This is a genomic window from Xylanibacillus composti, from assembly GCF_018403685.1.
GTDB classification, from domain to species: Bacteria; Bacillota; Bacilli; order Paenibacillales; family K13; genus Xylanibacillus; species Xylanibacillus composti.
In genome coordinates, this window is the sequence record NZ_BOVK01000005.1 from 26,374 (window position 1) to 48,378 (window position 22,005).

Annotated in this window: 19 protein-coding genes and 1 riboswitch; of the genes, 5 read left to right on the forward strand and 14 right to left on the reverse strand. The window is 54.2% G+C overall.

The genetic code is table 11. The features are described from left to right. Window positions 1-84: 84 nt before the first annotated feature. Window positions 85-285 carry a putative motility protein gene (locus XYCOK13_RS01670; RefSeq protein WP_213410115.1) on the reverse strand — a complete coding sequence of 67 codons (201 nt, stop codon included), beginning with the start codon at window positions 283-285 and terminating at the stop codon, window positions 85-87. A gap of 19 nt (window positions 286-304) precedes the next feature. After that, a riboswitch (cyclic di-GMP riboswitch) is annotated at window positions 305-399 on the reverse strand. 176 nt (window positions 400-575) lie between these two features. Here XYCOK13_RS01670 and XYCOK13_RS01675 point away from each other — a divergent pair. Then, complete coding sequence (locus XYCOK13_RS01675) at window positions 576-935, forward strand: YuzC family spore coat inner layer protein (protein ID WP_213410116.1); 360 nt, start codon at window positions 576-578, stop codon at window positions 933-935. A gap of 109 nt (window positions 936-1,044) precedes the next feature. On the opposite strand, the gene XYCOK13_RS01680 is transcribed toward XYCOK13_RS01675, so the two are convergent. The 12 genes from XYCOK13_RS01680 to XYCOK13_RS01735 form a co-directional block, all read right to left on the reverse strand. Beyond that, window positions 1,045-1,332 carry a cold-shock protein gene (locus XYCOK13_RS01680; protein WP_308443004.1) on the reverse strand — a complete coding sequence of 96 codons (288 nt, stop codon included), beginning with the start codon at window positions 1,330-1,332 and terminating at the stop codon, window positions 1,045-1,047. Between the two features lie 145 nt (window positions 1,333-1,477). Further along, window positions 1,478-1,678, reverse strand: coding sequence for a cold-shock protein (locus tag XYCOK13_RS01685; protein WP_213410118.1), 201 nt, complete (start codon window positions 1,676-1,678; stop codon window positions 1,478-1,480). Between the two features lie 200 nt (window positions 1,679-1,878). Further along, complete coding sequence (locus tag XYCOK13_RS01690) at window positions 1,879-2,616, reverse strand: ZIP family metal transporter (RefSeq protein ID WP_213410141.1); 738 nt, start codon at window positions 2,614-2,616, stop codon at window positions 1,879-1,881. Window positions 2,617-2,891: 275 nt separating this feature from the next. Continuing rightward, window positions 2,892-3,179 (reverse strand): ferredoxin family protein, encoded by a 288-nt coding sequence (locus XYCOK13_RS01695; RefSeq protein WP_244864931.1) that lies wholly within the window; start codon window positions 3,177-3,179, stop codon window positions 2,892-2,894. Beyond that, window positions 3,176-4,486, reverse strand: a complete 1,311-nt coding sequence (locus XYCOK13_RS01700) for an FAD-dependent oxidoreductase (protein WP_213410119.1) — start codon at window positions 4,484-4,486, stop codon at window positions 3,176-3,178. Before XYCOK13_RS01700 ends, XYCOK13_RS01695 begins: the two co-directional genes overlap by 4 nt. Beyond that, on the reverse strand, window positions 4,483-5,556 hold the full coding sequence (locus tag XYCOK13_RS01705) for an electron transfer flavoprotein subunit alpha/FixB family protein (RefSeq protein ID WP_213410120.1): 1,074 nt from the start codon (window positions 5,554-5,556) through the stop codon (window positions 4,483-4,485). The genes XYCOK13_RS01700 and XYCOK13_RS01705 overlap by 4 nt, the downstream gene beginning before the upstream one ends. Further along, on the reverse strand, window positions 5,549-6,373 hold the full coding sequence (locus XYCOK13_RS01710) for an electron transfer flavoprotein subunit beta/FixA family protein (RefSeq protein WP_244864932.1): 825 nt from the start codon (window positions 6,371-6,373) through the stop codon (window positions 5,549-5,551). Before XYCOK13_RS01710 ends, XYCOK13_RS01705 begins: the two co-directional genes overlap by 8 nt. A gap of 386 nt (window positions 6,374-6,759) precedes the next feature. Further along, window positions 6,760-11,388: a glycosyl hydrolase gene (locus tag XYCOK13_RS01715; RefSeq protein ID WP_213410121.1), complete on the reverse strand. Its 4,629-nt coding sequence runs from the start codon at window positions 11,386-11,388 to the stop codon at window positions 6,760-6,762. Window positions 11,389-11,783: 395 nt separating this feature from the next. Beyond that, the gene (locus tag XYCOK13_RS01720) at window positions 11,784-12,845 is read right to left on the reverse strand and encodes a type I phosphomannose isomerase catalytic subunit (protein ID WP_213410122.1); all 1,062 of its coding nucleotides are present in this window, start codon (window positions 12,843-12,845) and stop codon (window positions 11,784-11,786) included. 275 nt (window positions 12,846-13,120) lie between these two features. Beyond that, window positions 13,121-14,200 (reverse strand): sulfate permease, encoded by a 1,080-nt coding sequence (cysP, locus tag XYCOK13_RS01725; protein ID WP_213410123.1) that lies wholly within the window; start codon window positions 14,198-14,200, stop codon window positions 13,121-13,123. Between the two features lie 449 nt (window positions 14,201-14,649). Next, complete coding sequence (locus tag XYCOK13_RS01730) at window positions 14,650-15,642, reverse strand: D-2-hydroxyacid dehydrogenase (RefSeq protein ID WP_213410124.1); 993 nt, start codon at window positions 15,640-15,642, stop codon at window positions 14,650-14,652. A gap of 460 nt (window positions 15,643-16,102) precedes the next feature. After that, entirely contained in the window at window positions 16,103-17,002 is a 900-nt protein-coding gene (locus tag XYCOK13_RS01735; RefSeq protein WP_213410125.1) for an aldo/keto reductase, read from the reverse strand. Between the two features lie 141 nt (window positions 17,003-17,143). Here XYCOK13_RS01735 and sleB point away from each other — a divergent pair, with 141 nt between their 5' ends. The 4 genes from sleB (at window position 17,144) to XYCOK13_RS01755 (ending at window position 20,700) form a co-directional block, all read left to right on the forward strand. Beyond that, window positions 17,144-17,785 carry a spore cortex-lytic enzyme gene (gene sleB, locus XYCOK13_RS01740; protein WP_373314296.1) on the forward strand — a complete coding sequence of 214 codons (642 nt, stop codon included), beginning with the start codon at window positions 17,144-17,146 and terminating at the stop codon, window positions 17,783-17,785. Between the two features lie 262 nt (window positions 17,786-18,047). After that, window positions 18,048-19,343 carry a hemolysin family protein gene (locus XYCOK13_RS01745; protein WP_213410127.1) on the forward strand — a complete coding sequence of 432 codons (1,296 nt, stop codon included), beginning with the start codon at window positions 18,048-18,050 and terminating at the stop codon, window positions 19,341-19,343. A 439-nt stretch (window positions 19,344-19,782) separates the two neighbouring features. Then, a complete protein-coding gene (locus XYCOK13_RS01750; RefSeq protein ID WP_213410128.1) occupies window positions 19,783-20,184 on the forward strand; it encodes a hypothetical protein in 402 nt (133 codons plus the stop codon). Between the two features lie 18 nt (window positions 20,185-20,202). Continuing rightward, window positions 20,203-20,700: a hypothetical protein gene (locus XYCOK13_RS01755; RefSeq protein ID WP_213410129.1), complete on the forward strand. Its 498-nt coding sequence runs from the start codon at window positions 20,203-20,205 to the stop codon at window positions 20,698-20,700. 474 nt (window positions 20,701-21,174) lie between these two features. Here XYCOK13_RS01755 and XYCOK13_RS01760 read toward each other — a convergent pair whose 3' ends face one another. Then, window positions 21,175-21,966, reverse strand: a complete 792-nt coding sequence (locus tag XYCOK13_RS01760; RefSeq protein ID WP_213410130.1) for a creatininase family protein — start codon at window positions 21,964-21,966, stop codon at window positions 21,175-21,177. Window positions 21,967-22,005 lie beyond the last annotated feature (39 nt).

A 22,005-nucleotide genomic window follows, 5' to 3' on the forward strand; every position in this document is an offset into this window, starting at 1 on the left:
TGATTCTCTTCGCATCCGGTCCGGTACTGGTATCCCATTTACGGCGGTTCGCTGTGCGCATCGCCCTTCACGGCCTCGCCTGAATCAAACTTGAATGTCCAGCTGCTTCCCCAGGTAAGGGTGTGCGGCTTGCTGGATCTCCTTCTGGTTTTTCTCGAAGCCGCTCAGCAGCTTTTCCATTTGCGCAGCTTCCGCGCTCATGGCCTTGTCCAGCATGGCAATGCCCACGGCTTGCTTCAGCATATTGCCGCTGTTTGCAGCTTGCAGTGCACCACTCACGTTCATGTTCATCCCTCCCCTGCATCTTGGCGGCTGGCTGGCAGCCAACGGCACGTCGCCGTCGGGTAAGCCCCTGTAGCTTTGCGTCCTGCGCTTTCGCACAGTTTACCTTTTTCATGAAACGATGAACCGCCTATATTGTATCATGCCTATGAGGAAACGCAAAATCAGGAGCCGTCCCGGCGCACTGCCTGACGCACTTAGAGGAACAACCGCCCTCCTCCTTACATATCCTGTAATGCATGCAAACGGTCATTGTCACTCATTCCGATTCCACATCAAAAAGGAGCGTTGCCATGTATCCCACAGTACCGCCCTTTTCCTGCCCATGGGCCTACGGGCCATATGGAGCGCGCCCGTATCCGCCTGTGGATACCCAGCAATTCAGCCATGCTGTCTCCAGCTTTCAATCCTTGATCCTGTCAGCAAATCAAGTGCTGTCCAGCTTGGCCCGCCCAGCGTTCGCCCATCAGTTCATGGCCGCCGCACAGGCAGGCAACCATGCAGAGGTGGATCGGCTGTTGAAATCAATCGGCAGCCATGCCGATATCGAAACGTCATATACGCCGAGCGGCGTCGCCATTACGCTCCGCGAGCAAGCTGCCGCCGGGTCTCCGTGCTGCTCGCTGACTATGCATTTGCGCTGGGGCATGTGAACTTGAAAAAAGACACCAGCTGCCGGCTGATGTCTTTTTTCTCGTCTATTGCGGTGCCAATAGCCCCGCAGGCCCGCTTGCCCGGGTATGTGCAATCTGGCTGTCCGTCCTATGCCTTGGGGCGGGAAGTGTTTTTCGGCAATTTCCAGTCTTGGCTGTTATTCATGAGCACGGGGAGCAGCTTGCTGCTCCGCTGCATAGATGAGCCGCATAATGTGCAGGTAGGCGTATCCTCGAAGGAGTAGTCATCCCTAATCCAAACCTTGCAGTCCTCATTCGTGCATGACCAAACGACCGTGTCCATCTTTTGAATTTCATCCTCTGACCTTCTTCTCGCGTACATCCAAACCCCTCCCATACCTCTAAGTGTGCCCCGCTGCCTGGGCAGCCGCGCCATCGACGATGCGGGTGCTTCCCGTCTTGTTACCCACGAAAGTGAGGCGAAGCGTTGATGCTTATTCCAATTGCTTTCGCGGGCCCGGGAATGACGTGATAAAAAAGGACTGCCCTTAACTTTACGTTAAGGGCAGTCCTAATATGCCTTACAATTTCACAACATTTTCTGCTTGCGGTCCGCGGTTGCCTTGAACCACATCAAATTGAACGCGTTGGCCTTCGTCCAGAGTTTTAAAGCCTTCGCCTTGAATAGCACTGAAATGAACGAAAACGTCGTCTCCGCCTTCCACTTCAATAAAGCCAAAGCCTTTCTCTGCGTTAAACCATTTTACTGTTCCGTTTTGCATGGGATTACCTCCATCAATAAATTTACATGATCTTTCTTTATTCGTTCGCCAAATAAAAAATTCACATATAGCAAAAGGTACCATCGTATCACCACAGGATACCCTTTACCATATGTGAATGTGTATAAGGTCTCTTTGGTCACGATAATACAATGATACCATATTTGCTTGTGAATCACAACAGGCGCTCAATTCAATGATTACCCATATACGTAGCTGATATACACCATGACAAGTAATCCCAGAATAAAGGAGTACGTGGACGGCCGTTCATAGCCGTGTCCATGGCTTTCCGGAATCAGTTCCTTGTACACAATAAACATCATGGCGCCTGCAGCAAAGGCCAGGCCGTAACCGATCAGCACCTGAATGTAGCTGGCTGCAAAGTAGCCGACTATCGCAGATACAACCTCCATCAGGCCGGTCAAGGTAACGATCATCAAGGACTTCAGCTTGCTGACATTGGAATTGACCAGAAATACCGCAAGGATAAGGCCCTCCGGCATATTTTGCGCTCCGATCGCTATCGCCACCATCGGCCCCAGGCTTTCATTCTGGCTCGCATAACTGAATCCTGTGCTCAGCCCTTCGGGAATATTATGAATAAAAAGCGCAATGATGACGAGCAAGGACTTGCTGTCAAATGAGCCGATGCCTGAACTGGCATCGTTCTCCACATCAATATGCGGGATATTCCGTTCAATCAGATCGAGTACGACAATGCCGATCAAAAACCCGACCGTCAGAGCCAAGATGCCCGATTCCTCGATCGCTTGCGGCATAAGCCCGAAGGTGGAAGCCGAGACCATAATCCCTGCCGTGAAGGCGATCAGAATGTCCTTCCACTTCTCAGACAGCCGCTTCACTATGAGAATCGGAATTGCGCCGAGTACGGTCGCCATAGCGGAGATGAAGCTTCCAATCAGTGCCGCAGCCAATGGTATGCCCTCCTTCTCATGATGCAACGCTGTAGCCATTAGGCATCTCTCGAGTTTATGGTATGATCGCGCCCGAGGGATGTTGCAATATTCTCAATTTATCACAAGAGGGGGAAAAGGAAAACTTATTTTTGCATACACCTGCGCCGCTGAAATTGCTTCATCAAAGCCATGAAGCTGAAGCCAGTCCCCCCGTTCTGACGGACACATATGCCTGGAAGCTTGCCCCTTCGGCATTCGTGTCCGTCAGAACGAAAAGGAGATGCAAATCGATGTTATCCGTACTTGTACGTAATGCCGTAACCGCCAGTCGGATAAACCCATTCGATGTTGTCCGACGGGCACGCAATGCGGCAGGTGCCGCATTCGATACAATTCTCGTAAGCTACCGTGGTGATTTTCTGCAGCTTATCCCATTCATACACATCCGACGGACAAAAAAAGTTGCAGTCTTTCGTCGTGCATTTCAGACATGTTTCCGTTTCCTTAATCGTCAGATGGGATTTGTCATCACACTTGTAACGAATCGTAAACAGCCGATCAGCTATCTTTTGTTGACTCATCCGTTCATCGCCCTCCATCCTTTCCATCCAAGCTTCATCATATTCAACGTTCCGCCTGCGGCCCCCTTCACGATGCCCACTGCTTTCTTTTGCTTCTCCGCCTTCGGTTCTCCGTCGACGAGGAACATCTGGTAGGCCGCTTCGTTCAGGGCGCGCGGCAGCTTGTCGAAGAGCAGCTCCGGATCCTCTTCCTTCAGCATGGCATGCATGCCCTTATATTTCTTCAAATCCTTGTGAATAAAGGAAGCCCTCACCTTCTCATCATAGCGCTGCAGCGCAGTCGGCGTCATGTCGCCGGCATCTCGCGCTTCGATGATGGCCTCCGCTGCCAGCCGGCCGCTCGTCATCGCCAGATTCGTGCCTTCGCGATGCACGAAGTTGACCAATTGCGCGGCATCGCCGCAGACGACCCAGCCTTCGCCGGACAACGGCGGAATGGAGTGAAAGCCGCCCTCCGGGATTAGATGGCCGGAATACTCCAGCGTCTCCCCGCCCTGAATCAGCTTGCGCAGCATCGGATGCTGCTTGACTGCGTCGAGGATGGCGTACGGCTTGATCCGCTTGTCGCGAAGGTGGTTGACCATGACGCCAATGCCAAGCGAAAGCGTCTCCTTATTCGTGTACAAAAAACCCATGCCCGCCATGCCAAGCGAGGTCTGGCCCATAAATTCAATCGTCACGCCTTCGTTGCCCTCCAGATTGAAGCGATCCTCAATCTTCTCCCTCGGCAACGCGATCACTTCCTTCACGGCCAGCGACACTTCATCCGGCTGCCATTCCCGATGGATGCCCATCTTCTTGCCCAACAGCGAGTTGACGCCATCGGCGATGACCACTACATCTGCGTAGAGATCGCCATCCTCGCGATCCGTCTTCACGCCGACGACGCGGCTGCCCTCGCGAATTACGTCCAGTACAACCGTTTCATATACGGGAATCGCTCCCGCTTCGACGGCTTTATTCGCGAACCATTGATCGAACTTGACGCGCAGGCCGGTGAAGCAGTTGTATGGCTCCTTATACTTTTCGTTCCGATGGCCGAATGTCACCATCGAGTCCTCGCCCATCATCCAGATGCGCTGCTCTACAATATGCCGCTCTATGGGCGCGTTGCGCTCCTTCCAAAACTCCGGGACGAACTCTTCGATCTGCTTGCGATACAGTACGCCGCCGAACAGATTTTTAGCCCCTGGAAATTCGCCTCTCTCCAGCAGGACGACCGACAGTCCGGCCCGGGCGAGCGTCATCGCGGCCGCGGCTCCTGCCGGTCCGGCGCCCACGACGACAGCGTCAAACTTCTCGTTCATGCGCCCACCTCCCCTTCTTCGCTCGCCAGCGGCTCGCCCGCCAGCTTTCTTCGCTTCACTTCCTCCGTCAGAGCCGGAACAATCTGGAACAGGTCGCCCACAATGCCGTAATGAGCAAACTGGAAGATTGGAGCTTCCTTGTCCTTGTTGATCGCGATGATCAGCTCGGCATTGGACATGCCTACCGTATGCTGGACCGCGCCGGAGATGCCAATCGCGAAGTACAGCTTCGGCCTCACCGTATAGCCGGTTTGCCCGACCTGATGCTCGTGGCCGATCCAGCCGGCATCGACAGCGGCACGGGATGCGCCCACCACGCCGCCCATGGCCTCCGCCAGTTCCTCAAGCAGCCGAAATGCATCCGGCCCGCCCAAGCCGCGTCCTCCCGCCACAATGACCTCCGCCTCCTCCAGATTGACGCTCGTTTGGTCGCGGACGAAATCCAGCACCTTCGCGGCAATGTCGTCTTCTCCCATTCGACTTTCCAGCCGAAGCACCTCGCCACTTCGCTGATTGTCCCGGGGAAGCGCCTCGAACACGCCCGCTCGCGCCGTCGCCATTTGCGGCCGGTACTGCTTGCAAAGGATCGTCGCCATCATCTTCTCGGAGAAGGCTGGTCTGCTTGCAAGCAGCAGTCTCGACGGATCGGGCTCGACATCGAGTTCGGTCGTGTCCGCCGTAAGCCCTGTCGGCAGATGCGTAGCGATTGCCCCTGCCAAGTCCCGGCCGGTCGCCGTGGCGCCGAACAGCACGATCTCCGGCTTGACCTCCTCGATCAGCTGCATCATAAGCCGGCTGTAAGGGCGAGTCCGGTAGTCACGGAGCTCCGGGGCCTCGCAGATATAAACCCGGTCGGCGCCGTATGCTACAGCATCCTTCGCCAGATGCTCGATCTGGCCTCCGATCACGACAGCCATCAGATGCGTATGGAGCTTATCCGCCAGCCTTCGCCCTTGTCCGAGCAGCTGCCAGGAAACCGGCTTCGCCCTGCCCTCCCGCTGCTCCACATAAATCAGCACGCCGCGATACCCGGACCAATCATATTCCTGCACTTGAACCGCATCAGTCATGGACAGCACCTCCTCGTATCCATCCCAGACGGGCTGGCAGATTGTTGTCCCACAACGCGTCGCAGGCTCCTGCCGCCGCGGCTTGCGCATTCTCCCCGCTCAACCATTGGCATGTAACCTTCTTAGCTTCCGGCACCCATGTCTTGGCCACAATGGTAGGCGAACCCTTCAAGCCGATTTGCGACCTGTCCAAATCGGGGAAGTCGGCTGTCGTCCAGACGATCGGCTTGTACCGATGCCCGCGAATGACACCCGGCAGCGATGCGCGGCGTACCCGATTCAGCTCCTTCAAGGCTGTAAGGAGCACAGGCATCCGGGTCTCCACCGTCTCTGCCCCGTCCTCCAGCTTGCGGCCAACCCGTACCGTACGCCGGATCGGGTCCACCTGCTTGACCTCGCTTACATACGTAAGCTGCTCGAGATCGAGCCGGCAGGCGATGCCCGGTCCTACTTGACCCGTATCGCCATCGAGCGTCTGCTTTCCGCAGAACACCATATCGACCTTGCCCCATTCCTGCTCTACCTTCTGAATCGTCTTCGCCAGCACATAAGACGTAGCCAAGGTATCCGCTCCGGCAAACCCTCTGTCTGTCACAAGCACTGCTTCATCCGCGCCAAGCGCGATGCAGGTTTTGAGACTCTTCTCAGCCGGAGGTGGACCCATCGTAACGACCGTAACCCGCGCCCCCGTCTCCTCCTTGATTCGAAGCGCTTCCTCCAATCCATGCAGATCGTAAAAATTGACAATACTCGGAACGCCCTGGCGAATCAGCGTGTTCGTTGCGGGATCAATCCGAATTTCCCTGCTGTCTGGCACCTGCTTGATACATACGACAATGTGCAGCAGTGTTCTCGCCTCCTCACTTTGTGAATGTATTCACTTTCTCATAAGCAAGTTGACTGAAGATTCATGCCATTTCTATCATACGTATTCAACTTCTTTCGAAAAGTTCCTGCAACTTTTTTGCAAGCGGTTACATTTTTTATGGATGCTGCGCCTCCTGTGGCAGAGCCATGGTGCTTGGTTATGGCGAATAGCCTCCTCGGGCCTCGATTCGCAGCAATGCGCTCGGTCACACGGACATAACAAACCCTCTATACGAGAAAAGGGAGCGTTCTTCCCCATTTCCGCATAGAGGGTATCGAAATGCCAATCTGGATGCCGCAAGTCCGGTACAGTGGCCGGACTTGCAGCTTCGCCCTTTATTCCAGAACTACATGATCGACATAGACGGCCGTAACATCATCTGCACTGTCAGCCGGAACAATGATTTCAATGCCGATTTCCTTCACCTGATCCAGATCGCTTACCGCAGTCAGGTCAATTGTCAATTCGGTCCCGCTGTCGCTGTTGAGCGACGCTTCTCCCGAGTCGGCCCAAGCCCATCCGGCTCCGGTCTTCACGAACAGCTTCGCCTTGATGCCGCTGCCCGCGTCCCCCCAAGAAGCTTGCTTGACCTGTGCCTTCAGCGCGGACAAACCGCTGAAATCACGGTTGGCTGTGGATTTCAGCTCTACATTGATCTCACTTCCCAAAGGAATGTCAGCCTTAAGCGATTGCGAGCCGGACGCGGCCCATTCATCCGTCACCCACGGACCGCCGCTCGCATTGACTGCCTGCCAGCCTTCCACATCGATTTCGAAGTCGTGCAAGATGCCGGGCGCGGTGCCGCCGCTGCCTTCCGCCAGCAGCTCCACATCATCGATATAGAGCTTGGCCGAGCCTGTGCCGCTGAAGTCAGAAAGCTTCACGCCAATCGCATAAATCGCTTCCGGTCCCGGAATTTTATCGATTGGCAAGGACAGTGTCGTATACGTCTCAGTCGAGAGCGCAACCGGCTCTGTCGCGTGCCAGCCGTAGTCGCTGTCCTTCAGGTAGAGCACTGCGTTGGCGAAGCCATTCGACAGCTTCGCCTTCAATTGCAGCGTATCGACCTTCGAAATGTTCAAGCCTTCGACACGCGCAATCTCGAAGTCTGTTCCGTCCAGATCGAACGTCACGGACAAGGAAGCCGAGCCGGAAGCCGGATCATCTGTCGAGATGCCCAGCTCTCTCGCATTGGCATTGTTGACACTGTGCTCAATCGCCCAGCCGCCGCGGTCTTCTTCAAAGTCGTTGATCAAACCGGGCGCCAGCGGAGGAGGTCCGTCACCTGGCACCTCATCCGCAGACTCGTCGTAGATCGCCTGAATTTCGTCAATGTAAATCACGCTGGCCGGACGATCGGATTCACCCGGCTGCAGATTGATGAAGAGACCGAACTTCGTCACGTTCTGAAGGTCTTTCTTCGTCAAGGCTCTGCCTTGGTGCGCCGTCTCCCATTGGGCCGGAACGAAGTCGTTCAGATGGATGTCCACCCATCCTTCTTCTGTTCCTTCCAGCGATGGATAAGCCTCATAAGCGATGCCGCTGAACGTAAATTGCAGAACCAGCTTCTGCCCGGAGCCGTCCGGCTTCAGCCAGAAGCGCAGCTTGTTGAATGAGGACCAATCCGTATTCAACGCTTTCGTAATGCCGACATACTCGCGATCAAGATCGTATTCATAGCGCAGCCCGAAGTGTCCGTCGCCCTTCACATCCGGACTAAGCGAGAGGATGACCGGATTGTCGCCTTCTATGGTGTAAGCGTTGCGGAGCAAGGCATCCAGCCCCTGATACCCTTCGAAGGTATCGACAATAGCCGGGTCATCCGGCTCTTCCATGAAGGCGCGATAGAACGCAATGTTGTCTACGTAGATCGGACCTTCATGCTCTAAATATTTGCCCACGATCGACAGAGCAATGCCTTCCGCTTCCTCGAGCTTTTGCGGCTGCGGGAAGGTGACGACCGCTTCATACTTGTATACATTGTTTGTTACGGTCAGGCTGCTCAGCAGCGCTCCTGCCGCTTCATACTTCGTGCCATAGTCCGGCGGCAGCAGGCCTACGCCTTGCACTTGCGCGTCCGCGCTCTTGCTTCCGGCATCTACTGGAACCATCACTTCAAATTTCACACGGTTGGTCAAGCGCAACACAGCGTCATCGATGTTTTTCAGCTCCAGCTTGAGCTCCTGCCAGCTGTCCGTATAGACCATATCGGTTACATTCAGCTGCAGCACGCCGTTGCCGTCGATAACCGCATGCTCGATGCTGCCCGTACCGGGATCGCCGCCTATCGCATTATAATAAGCCCCCGCGTACGCAACGCCTTCCAAATCGTCATCGAACGTATACGTGTCTATCAGGATTTCCGGCACCTGCACTTGCACAAGCTTGGTCGACTCGTGCGTGATCCAGCCGTTTTCATACAAGCGTACGGTTACCTCAACAATGGTGCCATTATGCGTGGCATCTGGTGTCCAGCTGCCCATGTAATAGAATCCTTCCTCATCCAGCGTCATCTCGACCTCTTCCGAGTCATTCACGCTGTAAGTCACCCTCGCATGATCCGCATGCAGCACACGCGCGCGAATGGTGAGTGTCTCCTCCTTCAATGATTGCTGCTCAAGCGGCGAAACGACATGCATGAAGGAAGGCTTATCTTGCTTCACATTCGCCTTGTAGTCGTAGACGCCAACCAAATCACGGGAGAAAGCTGTATAGCTGTCCTCATAAAAATCAATAAAATCCGGCAGTAAGTCGGAATCGCCATACGGTTCGTTCGTGTCAGGATCAACAAGCTTTACATCCCTGTAAGGAACAAAAACGTTCGTAGGGAAGCCAAAGTTCGCCCAAGTCTGCATATAGGCGATTTTGCGCGCATCCGGATCGGCTTTGATCGCATTCAGCATGCTGGTGAACCACACCGGATTGTTCCCTGTCTTGTTCATCCCCTGCGGACTGTAGCCAAACTCCGAGAAGGCGGAGATCTTGCCTTTTTCCTCAGCCAAGCGGCTAATCATGCCCAAATCCTCGACCAATCCGTTCAGGAAGCCCTCAGAACCAGCATTATCCTTATTGTCATATTGATCCAATCCCAATACATCGACATAATCATCCCCTGGGTACCAGGTCAAAAACCTCTCGGCGTTCCCGCCAAATGGTCCGTTCGGGGAATACACGTAGAGGAAATTGTGCACGTCCTTCTTGTCGCGCAAATATTCCACCGTGTAGCGATACAATTCTTTATATTCATCTACTGTCGTATACGTCGTCCCCCACCAGAACCATCCGCCGGATTGCTCGTGAAACGGTCGGAACAAGACGGGAATATGACGACCTTCTTCATCCACCAGTCCATTGGCGAATGCCGCGATATTGTCCAGCCACGCATTGAACTCTGCATTGTGGCTGCCGCCTGGCAAAATCTTGTCCACAACCTTGCCCGACACATCATTATAGGCGCCGCCTGTCACGAAGTTCCGCGGATGCATGCTCAGCGTAAGAATGCCGCCAAGATCATGGGCGCGCTTCATCTCAGCAATCAACGCGTTCACATTGCTTTCCGGCGAAGCGCTGGTCGAACCGGGCTTCTCATAGCCGTCCAGGCTGAGCGTATCCCAGCCAAACAAACCCGGATAGTCGCCGACGGAATTGTAAACGTCCGAAACGACGCCATCGGCATTCACCGCATCGGACAACGCTTCGTCCGTCACATGCTGCTGACCGAAAATAATCTGCTTGCCTTGGGTATTCAATAAGTAGGCAAACAAGGATTGTGTCATCGGCGTCGCATCCTTGTCCACCAGGTCAATGACATTGTTGTTGCCGCGGTCTGGACGGCTGCCACCGCCGCCGCTGGAGCTGGAGCCGCCGCCCGGAACAAAGCCGACAGTGCCGCCGCCTACCGAAGTTTCGCCGCGCTCCACCGGTTCTCCATTGACGGTTACCCCATCCGCCTCTATGATCAATACCTCAATGCTGCCATCTCCAACAATCTGCGTGCCGTCTGCGTAGATGACGACCTTCTTCACTGTAGTGCCTTCGCCCAGCTCGAGCGTTGCCGGCGTCCTGACTGTAATGCTGTCAATCGTCGTTGGACCGCTGGTCTGGAAACGCAGAGCGCCTTCCTTGCGCTCAATCTCGATATCGGCGAAGGTCGAGTCGTTGGCACCTACTGTATGCTCGCCGCCCCCGGAGAGAAAGGTTGTGCCTTCCACCGTGACTGCATCCAACGCTGCATCCCCGTCCGCCACACCGGGAGCAATATACAGGTTGCCCAAGATCGTGGCGTTTTTCAGGACTACATCTTTCTGATTGATCACAGCATTGCCCGAAATCGTGCCGCCTTCAACCTCGCCTGGCCGGGCAAAGAAACCGGCGATCAGCTGGTTCATCAATTGAACGACCTCTGCTCGGGTAATGAGCCCCGATGGACGGAAGGTGCCATCCGGGTAACCGCTTACATTGCCAGCGAGTGCCTGCACCGCTTCAGCCGCATAAGGGGCTATGCTCGCTTGATCGGCAAAGTTCTTCTCTGTGCCGGCTTCCGGTTCCAGCGCAAACATGCGCGCCAGCAAGGCTGCGGCATCCTGCCGGGTCAATGCCTCCGATGGTCGGGCCAGATTCCCCGGGAAGCCTTCATAATATCCGGCTTGCCGGGCTACAGCCATGCCTTTGGCGTACCAGGCTTCAGCCGGTACGTCCGCGAATGACCGATTCCCTTCTGCATAGAAGCCGAATATTCCGTTCAGAATGGTGACGAACTCCGCTCTTGTCACAGGCTCATTCGGCCGGAAGGAACCATCCGGATAGCCTTGGATGACCCCATGCGCCTGCCATCTTTCAATACCCGACTCCGCCCAATGCCCAGATACATCCGAATAAACGGATTGTGCAAATGCCGGGGCCGCAAGCGATACCATCATCGCAGCAACGATCATCGTGATGAATAATTTCCTAGTTCTGTTCATGTGCGATCCTCCTTATTTTCACGATTGGTGAAGCATACATCTTACAACCAAAACCATGATGACTGAGAAATAAAGAAATGCCATTCACCACCACCCTAGCGAAATAACAAGATGCTAACAAAGAGGAGGGATAAAACCTTAATACAGCCCAATCATTTCCGTTATATCGATATGTATGGGCTTTCATTTTATAGAACTATATAAAACCACTTCCCCTTAGTATATTTATGTTATTATAAAAATCTAATTTATTCAATAACAAATGCTAACTGACTCGTTTTGACATCTTTTTCGCGCCCCGCTTTTTTTCGACTCTGTTTTCCGATTCGTTCGCCTATCATAAAAAAAAAGACTGTCCTGCCACCCCTCAGGATGGAAGAACAGCCAAGATAGGTTTACGATAACGCAGGCGGCAAGCACCTGACAATCTGAAGCGGTCCGTCTTCACTGGCAAATACGACGGCAGGCAATTCGGCCGGTATGAAAAGCTGATCCCCTTGCTCCACCTTTTTCTTCCGGTCTCCCCAGTGAACATAGCCGCTGCCCCCAAGCACAATCATGACAGCGAATCGACCGTTCGCCGTCCAGGCCGGCCCGATCGCGCCATTCTCCAGCTCCAGCTGATCCATGCTGAAATACGGCGTATCGTTATAGCTTATCAGCTGCTTGATCTGCCACCCCTGCCCGCGTTCCGCGACACTTGCGGTCAGCTTGCACAGCCTCAGCATCTCCTCTTCCGTATACGTGTCATAATGGAAGCAGTCGAACATCCGCTCGTAGCCCAATCCTTGATGGATCGCTTGATCGGTTAAGGCCAGACCGGATGGTGTGGCACGCTCTGTCCGGATAGTGAAATCTGTCGGCTCCTGAATCTCCACCATCCAGTTGCCAGGACCGATCGCGTGGGGAATTCCGCCACGGATCAACATTATATCTCCGGGCTTCGGGTACACTTTATGCAGCGATTGGATCATTCCTTCGATGTCCTGAGCATGGAACAGCCGCTCCCACTTCTCCCGCGTCATGCCCGGCTTGAAGCCGCACAGAACGTAAGGGTCTTCACCTGCAATGTTCCGCCCCCCGAGAAAGTACCAGGCTTCTGTCTTTCCGTAAGCGGATTGAAACAGCTTTTCCGCTGTCGGCTTGTCTGGATGCACTTGAATGGCCAGCCGCTCTGCCGCATCCAGCAGCTTGACCAGCAGCCCTGGATGAGCGCCGTACTTGGCCGCATGCGCCGCGCCCAGCGCCTCTTCAGGATTCGCTTCAATATAATTGCGCAACGCTTGGTCCGGCTGGTCTTCCCGAAAGGTCAATCCCTCATGGACCTCGTCCTCCCTGCCTGGATTTCGCGCCTTGACGACTGAGGCGACCCACTCCTCTGGAAATCGTCCGTCGGAGGGCGCTGCGGCGCTTCGCCACCGTTCCAGCATCGCTCCGCCTACATAGGTTCTCCACACTCGCGTGGGCTTCAGCTTGATCGGTTCGATCAGAATCCCCTCCCTCTAGATGCTTCTTCGTCGTTCCGTTGCTTTCTCATACGATTACAAGAAAAAAAGAGAATTCCCTTGCAGCCGCGCGCAACTGCCAAAGAAATTCCCCCTATCCTCCTAAGAAAACCCTCTCTCCCATGCCGGAACAGACCTGTTGGCACAGTATCGCCTTCTTATTGTGCGCAAGTGATTCACTTTCCCCAGCTTGCGCGCCAGCTGACGAACCTGTCGTTCTAGCGTAGTTAGATTCCTCCGCCTTCTTCATGAACAGTGCGCTTCTCTGCCTGCGCACTGTTATACAGACTCTTCAACCCAATCAGTGCGATCAATCCAGCCGTCATTACAACGACTTGGTAGGGCTCGGGATCGACAAATATTTTGACCAGTGTAAAAGAAACGACGAGAGACAACAAAGGAGAGACAAGCCAAACCTTCAATATTTTCAGAACGATGCCCTTTTGCCACACTTTCATGCCCTGATTAACGGCTCCGATCCCCATAATGGCCGTAGTCGTCACCTGAGTCAGCGGAACCGGGATGCCAAACAGGGAGGCCGCGATGACCAGGGAGCCGCCCGTCCCGGATATGGCTGTGCCTTGCAGCAGCGACAGCTGCGTGATTTTCTTGCCGTTCGTCTCCAACACCCGCCCGCCAAGCAGCAAGGCTCCAAGCGCCACAAACAATCCTCCCCAGAGAATCCCGTCTTCCGTACTCATCAAGCCCGCGCCAACTAGCGGTCCCACTGCATTGGCCACGTTGTTCATGCCTGCGGAGATCGCTTCGACGAAGCCTGCGCCGATAACAAGCAGCATAAGCGTCCTTCGCCAGCCGCGGCTGCCCTCGCCCCGCCAACGGGCGTCGCGCTGCTCCAGCCGGCGGATCAAATGTCCCGCTACCCAGGAAATCCCGAACGCCAGCAGCGGAATGATCAGCCAGAAGGATACGATCACGAGCAGGCTTTTCACGTACAGCACTTGGTAGGCGACACCCACACCGACCACGGAACCAACTGTCACCTCGCTTGTAGACAGAGGAATGCCCAGCAGGTTGGCGAGAAAAAGCGTTCCTGCCGCCCCAATGAGAATAATCAACACGATCGGAATAGACAGCAAATCAGTGGGAATAATGCCTGAACCCAAGGTTTTGACTACTTCCCCTCCGCCAAAGTACGCACCGAGAAATACGCCAATGCCTACGAGGATCAGTGCCGCAAGCTTGCGCAGCGCGCCGCTTCCATAGGCTACGCCCATCGTGGCTGCGGCGCCGCTGGCACCGATATTCATGGCAAAAAACAACGCGACCGCTATTACCAGATAGGTCATACTCTGCCCGCTCTCCTTCTCTCCATCGAATCCCCACTAAAAAGGTATGAATTATTGGTTATTGTCTCATATTAGCGGTTATCCTAAGCATTCGTCAATCCTTTTCTGTGGAAAAAAACAAGAATCCCTGATCCGCAGCGGCATTCGCTGAATAACCAACATCCGGGACGCCTCCGCAGACCGTACGGATTCGTTGCCGCCCCTTCTGAGAGCTGCGCCCGATTCTTGCGCGAAGATGATCGTTTTAGCAATCATATGCAGCCGCCCATGGATCGGTTCATACGGAGTGAGCCGTGGCAATGGTCGAGTCCGCGATGACCGGACAGGCGGCTTTGTTCGAGACAATAGAGACGCAATCTGTTTGGCCTCAGCCTAAAAGAAGCTGCCCCCCAAGTCATTTACGACAAGGAGGCAGCTTCTAATTAGCTCGGAGCGGTTCCGGTTCCGTATCAGCCCTTTGTATACCGTTCATCCGGACGCAACAGGTTCAGCAACTCCCTGCCATCCCGGAAGCGTTCTATATTCTCGCAGATGATGTCAAGCGAGCGACCAATCCGATCCGGCACGGCTGGGGTGCAGTGCGGCGTCATGTATGTGTTCGGCGCGTCCCACAGCGGGTTGTCCGGCGGCAGCGGCTCCTGCACATAGGTGTCGAGCCCGGCGCCCCCGATGACGCCGTCATGCAGCGCCTTGACCAATGCCGCTTCGTCCACTACAGCCCCGCGCGCCATATTGATCAAACAAGCGGTCGGCTTCATCAGCCGCAGCTCCCGTTCGCCGATCAGATGATGCGTGTGGTCCGTGAGCGGAAGCGCCAATGCGACAATATCGCTTTCCTGCAGCAGCGCATCCAGCGAGTCGCCGACTTCGGCGCTATACAGGAGGTCAACTCCCGGCGGAGGCGAGCCTATGCTGCGCCGATAGCCGAGCACACGCATGCCGAATGCTTTGGCGCGCACGGCCAGCTCCTTGCCGGTATGTCCAAGCCCAACAATCCCCATGGTCTTCCCGTATAAGCCGCGCAGCTGCTCATAGCCCGGCACGCCCCATTGATGCCGCTTTTGCGCCTCGTAAAAATTCGCGTATTGATACACATGCAGCAGTGCGAACAGCATGACGTGCTCGGCTAGAACCGGGGCCGAACGTCCCGCAGATCCCGTCACCAGCAGTCCGCGTTCGAAAACCTCCGGACGGGCGGAGCCGTTCAACCCGGCATGGTCACAGTGAACCCACTTCAGCTTCGGAGCCTGCCAAAACCGCTCATCCAGGTCTCCTTCCAGCACTGCCGCATCGGCCACTTCCAGCGCGGCTCGCATTGCTTCCTCATCATGCTTGTCTACAATGAAGAGTTCAGCCGGGGCAAATGCCTTGCGCAGCCGCTCGAAATGATGCGGCGGATACTTCACAGTTACCAGAACCTTGTCTATACTGCGTGTTGTCATGGGCCTCATCCCTTCTCGCTTCGTTAAGGCCCATTATAATCGAACCAGCCCGGGAACGGCGGTCACGACCCGAATTGCTTAAGAAATCCACACTTTCTGTAAAAAAATCACACATCGAGCGGGCTGTCCACAATCCAACAGCCTGCCTCGCTTATCATACCCAAGCTGAGCGCCTCATTCTTGCGCCAATATTGTGGATAAATCCGCCCGAATTCGACATGTTTCGCTTGTGGATAAGGTTTTCTGTGGATATGTTAATAGGGACAACGAAATCTTGTGCACAGACAGAGCCGGGACGTTGTGAGTGTTGTGGATAGGTTTGTGGATAATGTGAATATCCTCCGGTCACATCGGCAAGCCTGCCGTTCGACCTGATTTGCTGCGAGCTTAGGAGACGGGACCTGGTCTGATCTTCCCACTCCGGTGTATCATATGTGAAACTTGGCTTGCATCCACTCGCCTACACCATATCCAACGGCAGCTTTCGGACTGGAGGCGGGAATGCTTCGTCGAGCAGCCGCAGCTCTTCATCCGACAGTTCTATGTGAACAGATGCCGCGTTCTCGCGTACATGCGCTTCCGTGGAGGCTTTCGGTATCGCTATGACCTCCTCCTCGCGGATGCTCCAAGCTAGAAGCAGCTGGTAGGCTGTCATTCCGCGATTGTGCGAGATGGCTTGTACCGTCGGATGCTCCACCAGTCCCCGCCGCAGCGTGCCCGCTTGCGCCAACGGGCAATACGCCATGATCGGCATGCCCTTCGCTCTTTGCCAGGGAAGCAAATCATATTCAATGCCGCGCGACCCTAAATGGTAGAGCACTTGATTCGTAACGCAGTTGGTACCTCTGGCCTGGGACACCAGCTCCTTCATATCCGCCGTGTCCAAATTGGAGACACCCCAGCTGCGGATCTTGCCCGCTTCCACCAGCCGTTCCATCCCCTCAATCGTCTCGCTGAACGGCACAGTGCCGCGCCAATGCAACAAGTACAAATCCAGGCAGTCTGTGCCCAGTCTCTGCAAGCTCTGCTCGCAGCTGCGCGCGATCCTCCCAAGCCCCGCGTTGTGCGGGTACACCTTGGACACAAGAAACACTTCATCCCGGATGTCCCGGATCGCCTCGCCAACCAGCTTTTCCGCTTCCCCTTCCCCATACATTTCCGCCGTATCAATTAGGGTCATGCCCAATTCGACACCTAGCCGCAGGGTGTTGATTTCCTCTTGCCGTTTGGCCCGATTCTGTCCCATATACCAGGTGCCTTGTCCCAATGTCGGCACCGTGGCGCCTCCAGGCAGCTTCACCTGCCTGCCAGCCAGGGCACGTCGCACATGCTCCGCATGTCCATTGTTCGATATGCTCATCTGCCTCTCTCCCTTCCCTTTTTCCAAAAAAACCATAATGCATTGCTCTTTCTATCTATGTTACCATGCAAGAAGTTCTGGAGCCCATGTGCACAGGACAAAAAAATATATTTAGAGGAAAGGAACCAACCGATGACTAACATGAAGCAAAAGGTGTTCGTGTCCTTTATTGCCTTAATGCTGGCCATAACGGGGATCCTGCCAGAATCGGCTCAAGCCGCAACTGTGTTGAAATCAGGCAGCGCAAATGGCGACGTATGGGATGTCCAATATCGCTTGAAGGTACTGGGCTATTACCAGCAACCGCTCGACGGAAAGTACGGCAGAGAAACGATTCGTGCCGTTCAACGCTTCCAGCAAGATTACGGTTTGCCCGGTGATGGCATTACCGGCGCCCAGACGTGGAAAGCGCTGCGGAAATATACTTTGAATCGCGAGGAAATGGATATTCTGGCCAAGACGATATACAGCGAAGGCCGGGGCGAGCCCTACATCGGGCAAGTGGCGATCGGCGCTGTCGTGATGAACCGCATTCAATCGAGCGAATTTCCGAACACGATCCGCGGAGTCGTGTTCCAGCCAAGAGCGTTCACTGCAGTGGATGACGGCCAATTCTGGCTGACGCCGAACGCGACGGCTTACCGCGCAGCGGAGGAAGCTGTCAGAGGCTGGGACCCTTCGGGGGAGGCTTTGTTCTATTACAACCCGCGCACAGCAACCAATGCCTGGATTCGCACACGTCCAGCCATTAAAACCATTGGCAATCATATATTCACGATGTAGATTGGGCAATGAACAGAATGGAAGTCATTCCGCGGTCCCCGGACTGGGAAGGGCTTCTTTTTTTTGCATGATTTCTGGCCTGGCAACGCATAATGAAGACAATGAAGCCGCAAGTCTCGCGGAAAATCGCGAAGCAGAACTTCACGATACCTGAGCGAACCGTATGGAGAACGTGCTGGCACCTCTATGCCGGGTTCAGGGCATACGCGGACCTGGTTGATAACAACATAGAAGCGCTGCTGCAACTGGAGTGAATGCTGCCATGACAGAAATCATCGTGCTATTCGTCCTTATCGTACTGAATGCTTTTTTTGCCGCCTCGGAAATTGCGCTGATTTCGCTGAACGACAACAAGGTGAAGACAATGGCGGAAGAAGGCCATCCGAAGATGCAAATGCTTCAGTCGCTGCTCTCGGAACCGAGCCGCTTCCTGGCCACGATCCAGATCGGCATTACCTTGGCAGGCTTTATGGCGAGCGCCTTCGCCGCCGAGAAATTCGCCGGGCAGCTGGCCGAATTTCTGATGCGGCAGGGCGTCCCCTTGTCCCGAACGTTACTGGGCACATTATCTGTCGCTCTCATTACCCTCATCCTCTCTTACTTCACCCTCGTGTTCGGCGAGCTTGTGCCGAAGCGGCTGGCCATGCGCAAGGCAGAGCTGATCGCCATGTTTGCCGTTCGCCCGCTGACTGTCCTGTCCGTCATCACCGCCCCCTTCGTCAAGCTGCTCACCTTGTCCACCAATCTGATCGTCCGCCTGTTCGGCGTCGATCCGCATGAGCAGGACGAGCAGGTGACCGAGGAAGAAATTCGGATGATGGTCGATTTGGGCAAGGAGCGCGGCACGATCCAAGAGACGGAAAAAATCATGATCAACAACGTGTTCGAATTCAACAACAAGACGGTGTCCGAGATCATGACGCATCGCACGCATATCATCGGCATTCCCGTTCACTACTCGCTGCGGGAAATGGTGCGGCTCATTCAGGAGGAGAAGTTCACGCGCTTCCCCGTCTACGAGGAACGGATGGACAACATTGTCGGTCTGCTTCATGTCAAGGATATATTGCCGTTTATCGAGGATTGCGACGGGGACAGCTTTGATCTGCTGCGCTTGATTCGCAAACCTCTGTTCATCCCATCGTCGAGGAAAACCGACGAGGCGTTCCGCGATTTGCAGAAGCACAAGGTGCATATGGCCATCGTACTCGACGAGTATGGCGGCACGGCCGGTATTGTGACAATAGAGGATCTGATCGAGGAGATCGTCGGCAACATCTTCGACGAGTACGACGAAGAGGAGAAGGAGATCCTTAAGCTCGATGAGCAGACTTATCTGATGCAGGGCATGATCGATCTGGATACGGTGGCGAATGTGTTGGACGTAGAGCTGCCGCTTCAGGAGTACGACACCTTGAGCGGGTTCCTCATCGGCCAGCTGGGCCGCATTCCCGGACCGGACGATCATTCCGAGATCGAGTTCAACGACGTGCTCTTCAAGGTCGAGGAAGCCGACGACAAGAAGATCGTCAAGGTGAAGGTGTATCGGGTGGGGTGAGCTTATTGGATTACTCGCAAGGCAACAAGTATGGATTTCGCTGGGCGCCTTTGAACTGGTCAACCATCTTGGGGGTTGGCCTTTTTTGTGCATAGACAGTGGGCTCGGCTGAACGGGTATGGGGATATCGTTGGGGTTTCGCAATTCCTTTTTGCCAATTTTCCTTTTATTTCTACAATTCTACCGTTATACTTTACCTAATACGTGGAAAATGCTAGGGAATCCTAGTAGTTTTTATAATCAGCGCTTCGGATAGCTCTAAAGCCTGCATTTTTCGAAGGGATTGACAGATTTATCGATCATTGGCTCTCACTTGAATCCGTCTTCATTCTGGCGGGTATGGAGTTGAAGCGGTTTGTTCTGAGAAAGCGAGGGGCTTTAATTGGCTAAAAACTGGGGTATTGTATTGATAGGTCAATTTTGTTGGACATTCTTATTTGTGATTATGCAAGCTATTCGTCTTCCGCTGTTTTTCACCTTATTGCTGCTGATCCAGCTGGTTTATTTTGTGGGCTTGGGTTGGCTCTGTACAGTCGATATGGGCAGGCGCAAGCTGCTCGCGTCTCTGCTGCCGTTGCTGCTCATCAACATGATTGTCGTCACACTGTCCTGGATCGCAGCTTACCGCGGTGATCCCAACAACGAATTATTCGTTTATGCCTATTTCATGCATGTGGGTCCCGGCTCATTCTCGCTCTTTGGCTTCCCTTTAACATGGATAGAGGGTCCTGTCTGGAGGTTTCTCAATTATTACGTACACGGCCTCCTCTTCCCCGCTGCCCTCATCTACGCTGGCATGTGGCTGAAGAGAAGATATGGTCGTTCACTTTCCAAAATATAGCTCCACAGGATGTGAATCATGAAGCAGAACATATTACTAACCATCGTTGGTCATATTGTTGGCATCGTTATGACTGTTTTTCTTTTTGCACAGGTCTTAAACGATACATATCTTGAACACACCCTTTTACTACTGTTGCCGAACATAGGATTTATCGTGTATTACGCTGCCGTTGGTGTATTATGTAACGTACATCAGAAGATATTGACGCAAATCATCTCTCTCATCCCTTTATCACTAATTGGCTTGGCCTCTTGGTTATTTGCCCTATTGTATACGCTAGCCCATAAAGACAATCCGTTTGCTAATATCGTTTGGTATTTGGATTGGCTTTATAATGTAAATACTGTCCTTTATCCATTCTTCACCATTTTTCAGCATTATGCGGCGGCGGATATCTTCACATACACAGCGTGGAAGCTTCTGTATAATTTATTTTTTCCAGGAATTTTCATTCTGGCAGGTATGGAGCTGAAGCGATTCGTCTTGAGGAAGCGGGGGCTTGAATTTGATTAAAGACTAGGCCGTTGTGCTGGACTCAAATTGAACGTTGAGATCTCTAACTGGCTGGTATTGGCGTTTGCTCGATTCACCGCCTCGGAACTAATACTACACTTCAGAGAGGTTCATCCTCAGTCGGCAAACCCTGACCCGAGGTGCGCCCCCCTAGTTCGCTAGAAAAGACGCGAAAAATGCAGGCTTTCCCTCCTTTACCGGGCCTAAATTCCAAATGCCTACGATAATGCATGAATTCATTTTTGAGATCTGTTTATACGATTGATCTGGGGAAAAAGACTGTATATTCGTAGCAATTTTTCAAATCAGCGTTTCGCATAGCGCTAAAGCCTGCATTTTCGATGGAATTCACCAATTCACAAGTGCATCGAGGAATTCGGACGGCGCGAACTCAGACTGCGCTCCGCGGAAGAAGCTATCATTCGCAGCCCAAACGCAACGAAGCGGGAAGGCACTCGGCCTTCCCGCTCCGCTTCATTTCGTCAGGCGCTGCAATCTCTCCCTCGCGAACTTGACCAGCCCGTCCACTTGCAGCTCGAACCGGATTCGTCCTTCCTCGGCAGTAGCCTCGTGGAAGGGGAACGAGCCGAGCTGCCCTAGGTCGGGGCGTTCGTGGCCGTCATTCGCTTGCATGTTGACGCGATCCGGCTGCAAGTGCAGCATCATGCTCGTCTCGACCCCAGCCGCATGATCGCTGTTTCGCCTCGGGTTGCCTTCTTCGATCAGCGTATAATCCATCGCGAAACAAACCGGCTCTTCGCCGTTCGTCGTCTTCATGAGGTAGCAGACCTCATCCATCAAGCTCTGCTGGATGGGCGGGTTGTGGCCCGACACCATCACCACCAGCTTGAAGCCGCGCTGCAAATAATTACTGCAGGCGTTAAGAATATACTGCTTCAACAGTTCGGTTGGGATTTGGTAGTACGATCCGGGAAGCGGATAGCCTGCGGCCGCATCCATCCCGTGGCCCAGGCCATAGCCGCGATCCCAGTAGGCGTCTGCTGCGAAATGAATGGCCGGCATAACCACGCCGCCTGCTTGCTTGGCTGCTTCTTCGCAGAGATGCTCAGCTTTGATCGAATCGACACCGATCGGGTTATGCCGCCCATGCCACTCCAGCGTCCCCAGCGGCTGGAACGCTACGGGGAACCGTTCCTGGATCGCCAGGATTTCGCCGGGGCGAAGGTACAGCGCCCTCACCTCGTCAGGAATCGGCTCTGTCGGAATTTCCTGTCGGATGCGATCTGGTTCGTACATTTTTTTCATAGGCTTTTGCTCACCTCCTCCCAGGAGGGATGCAATCCA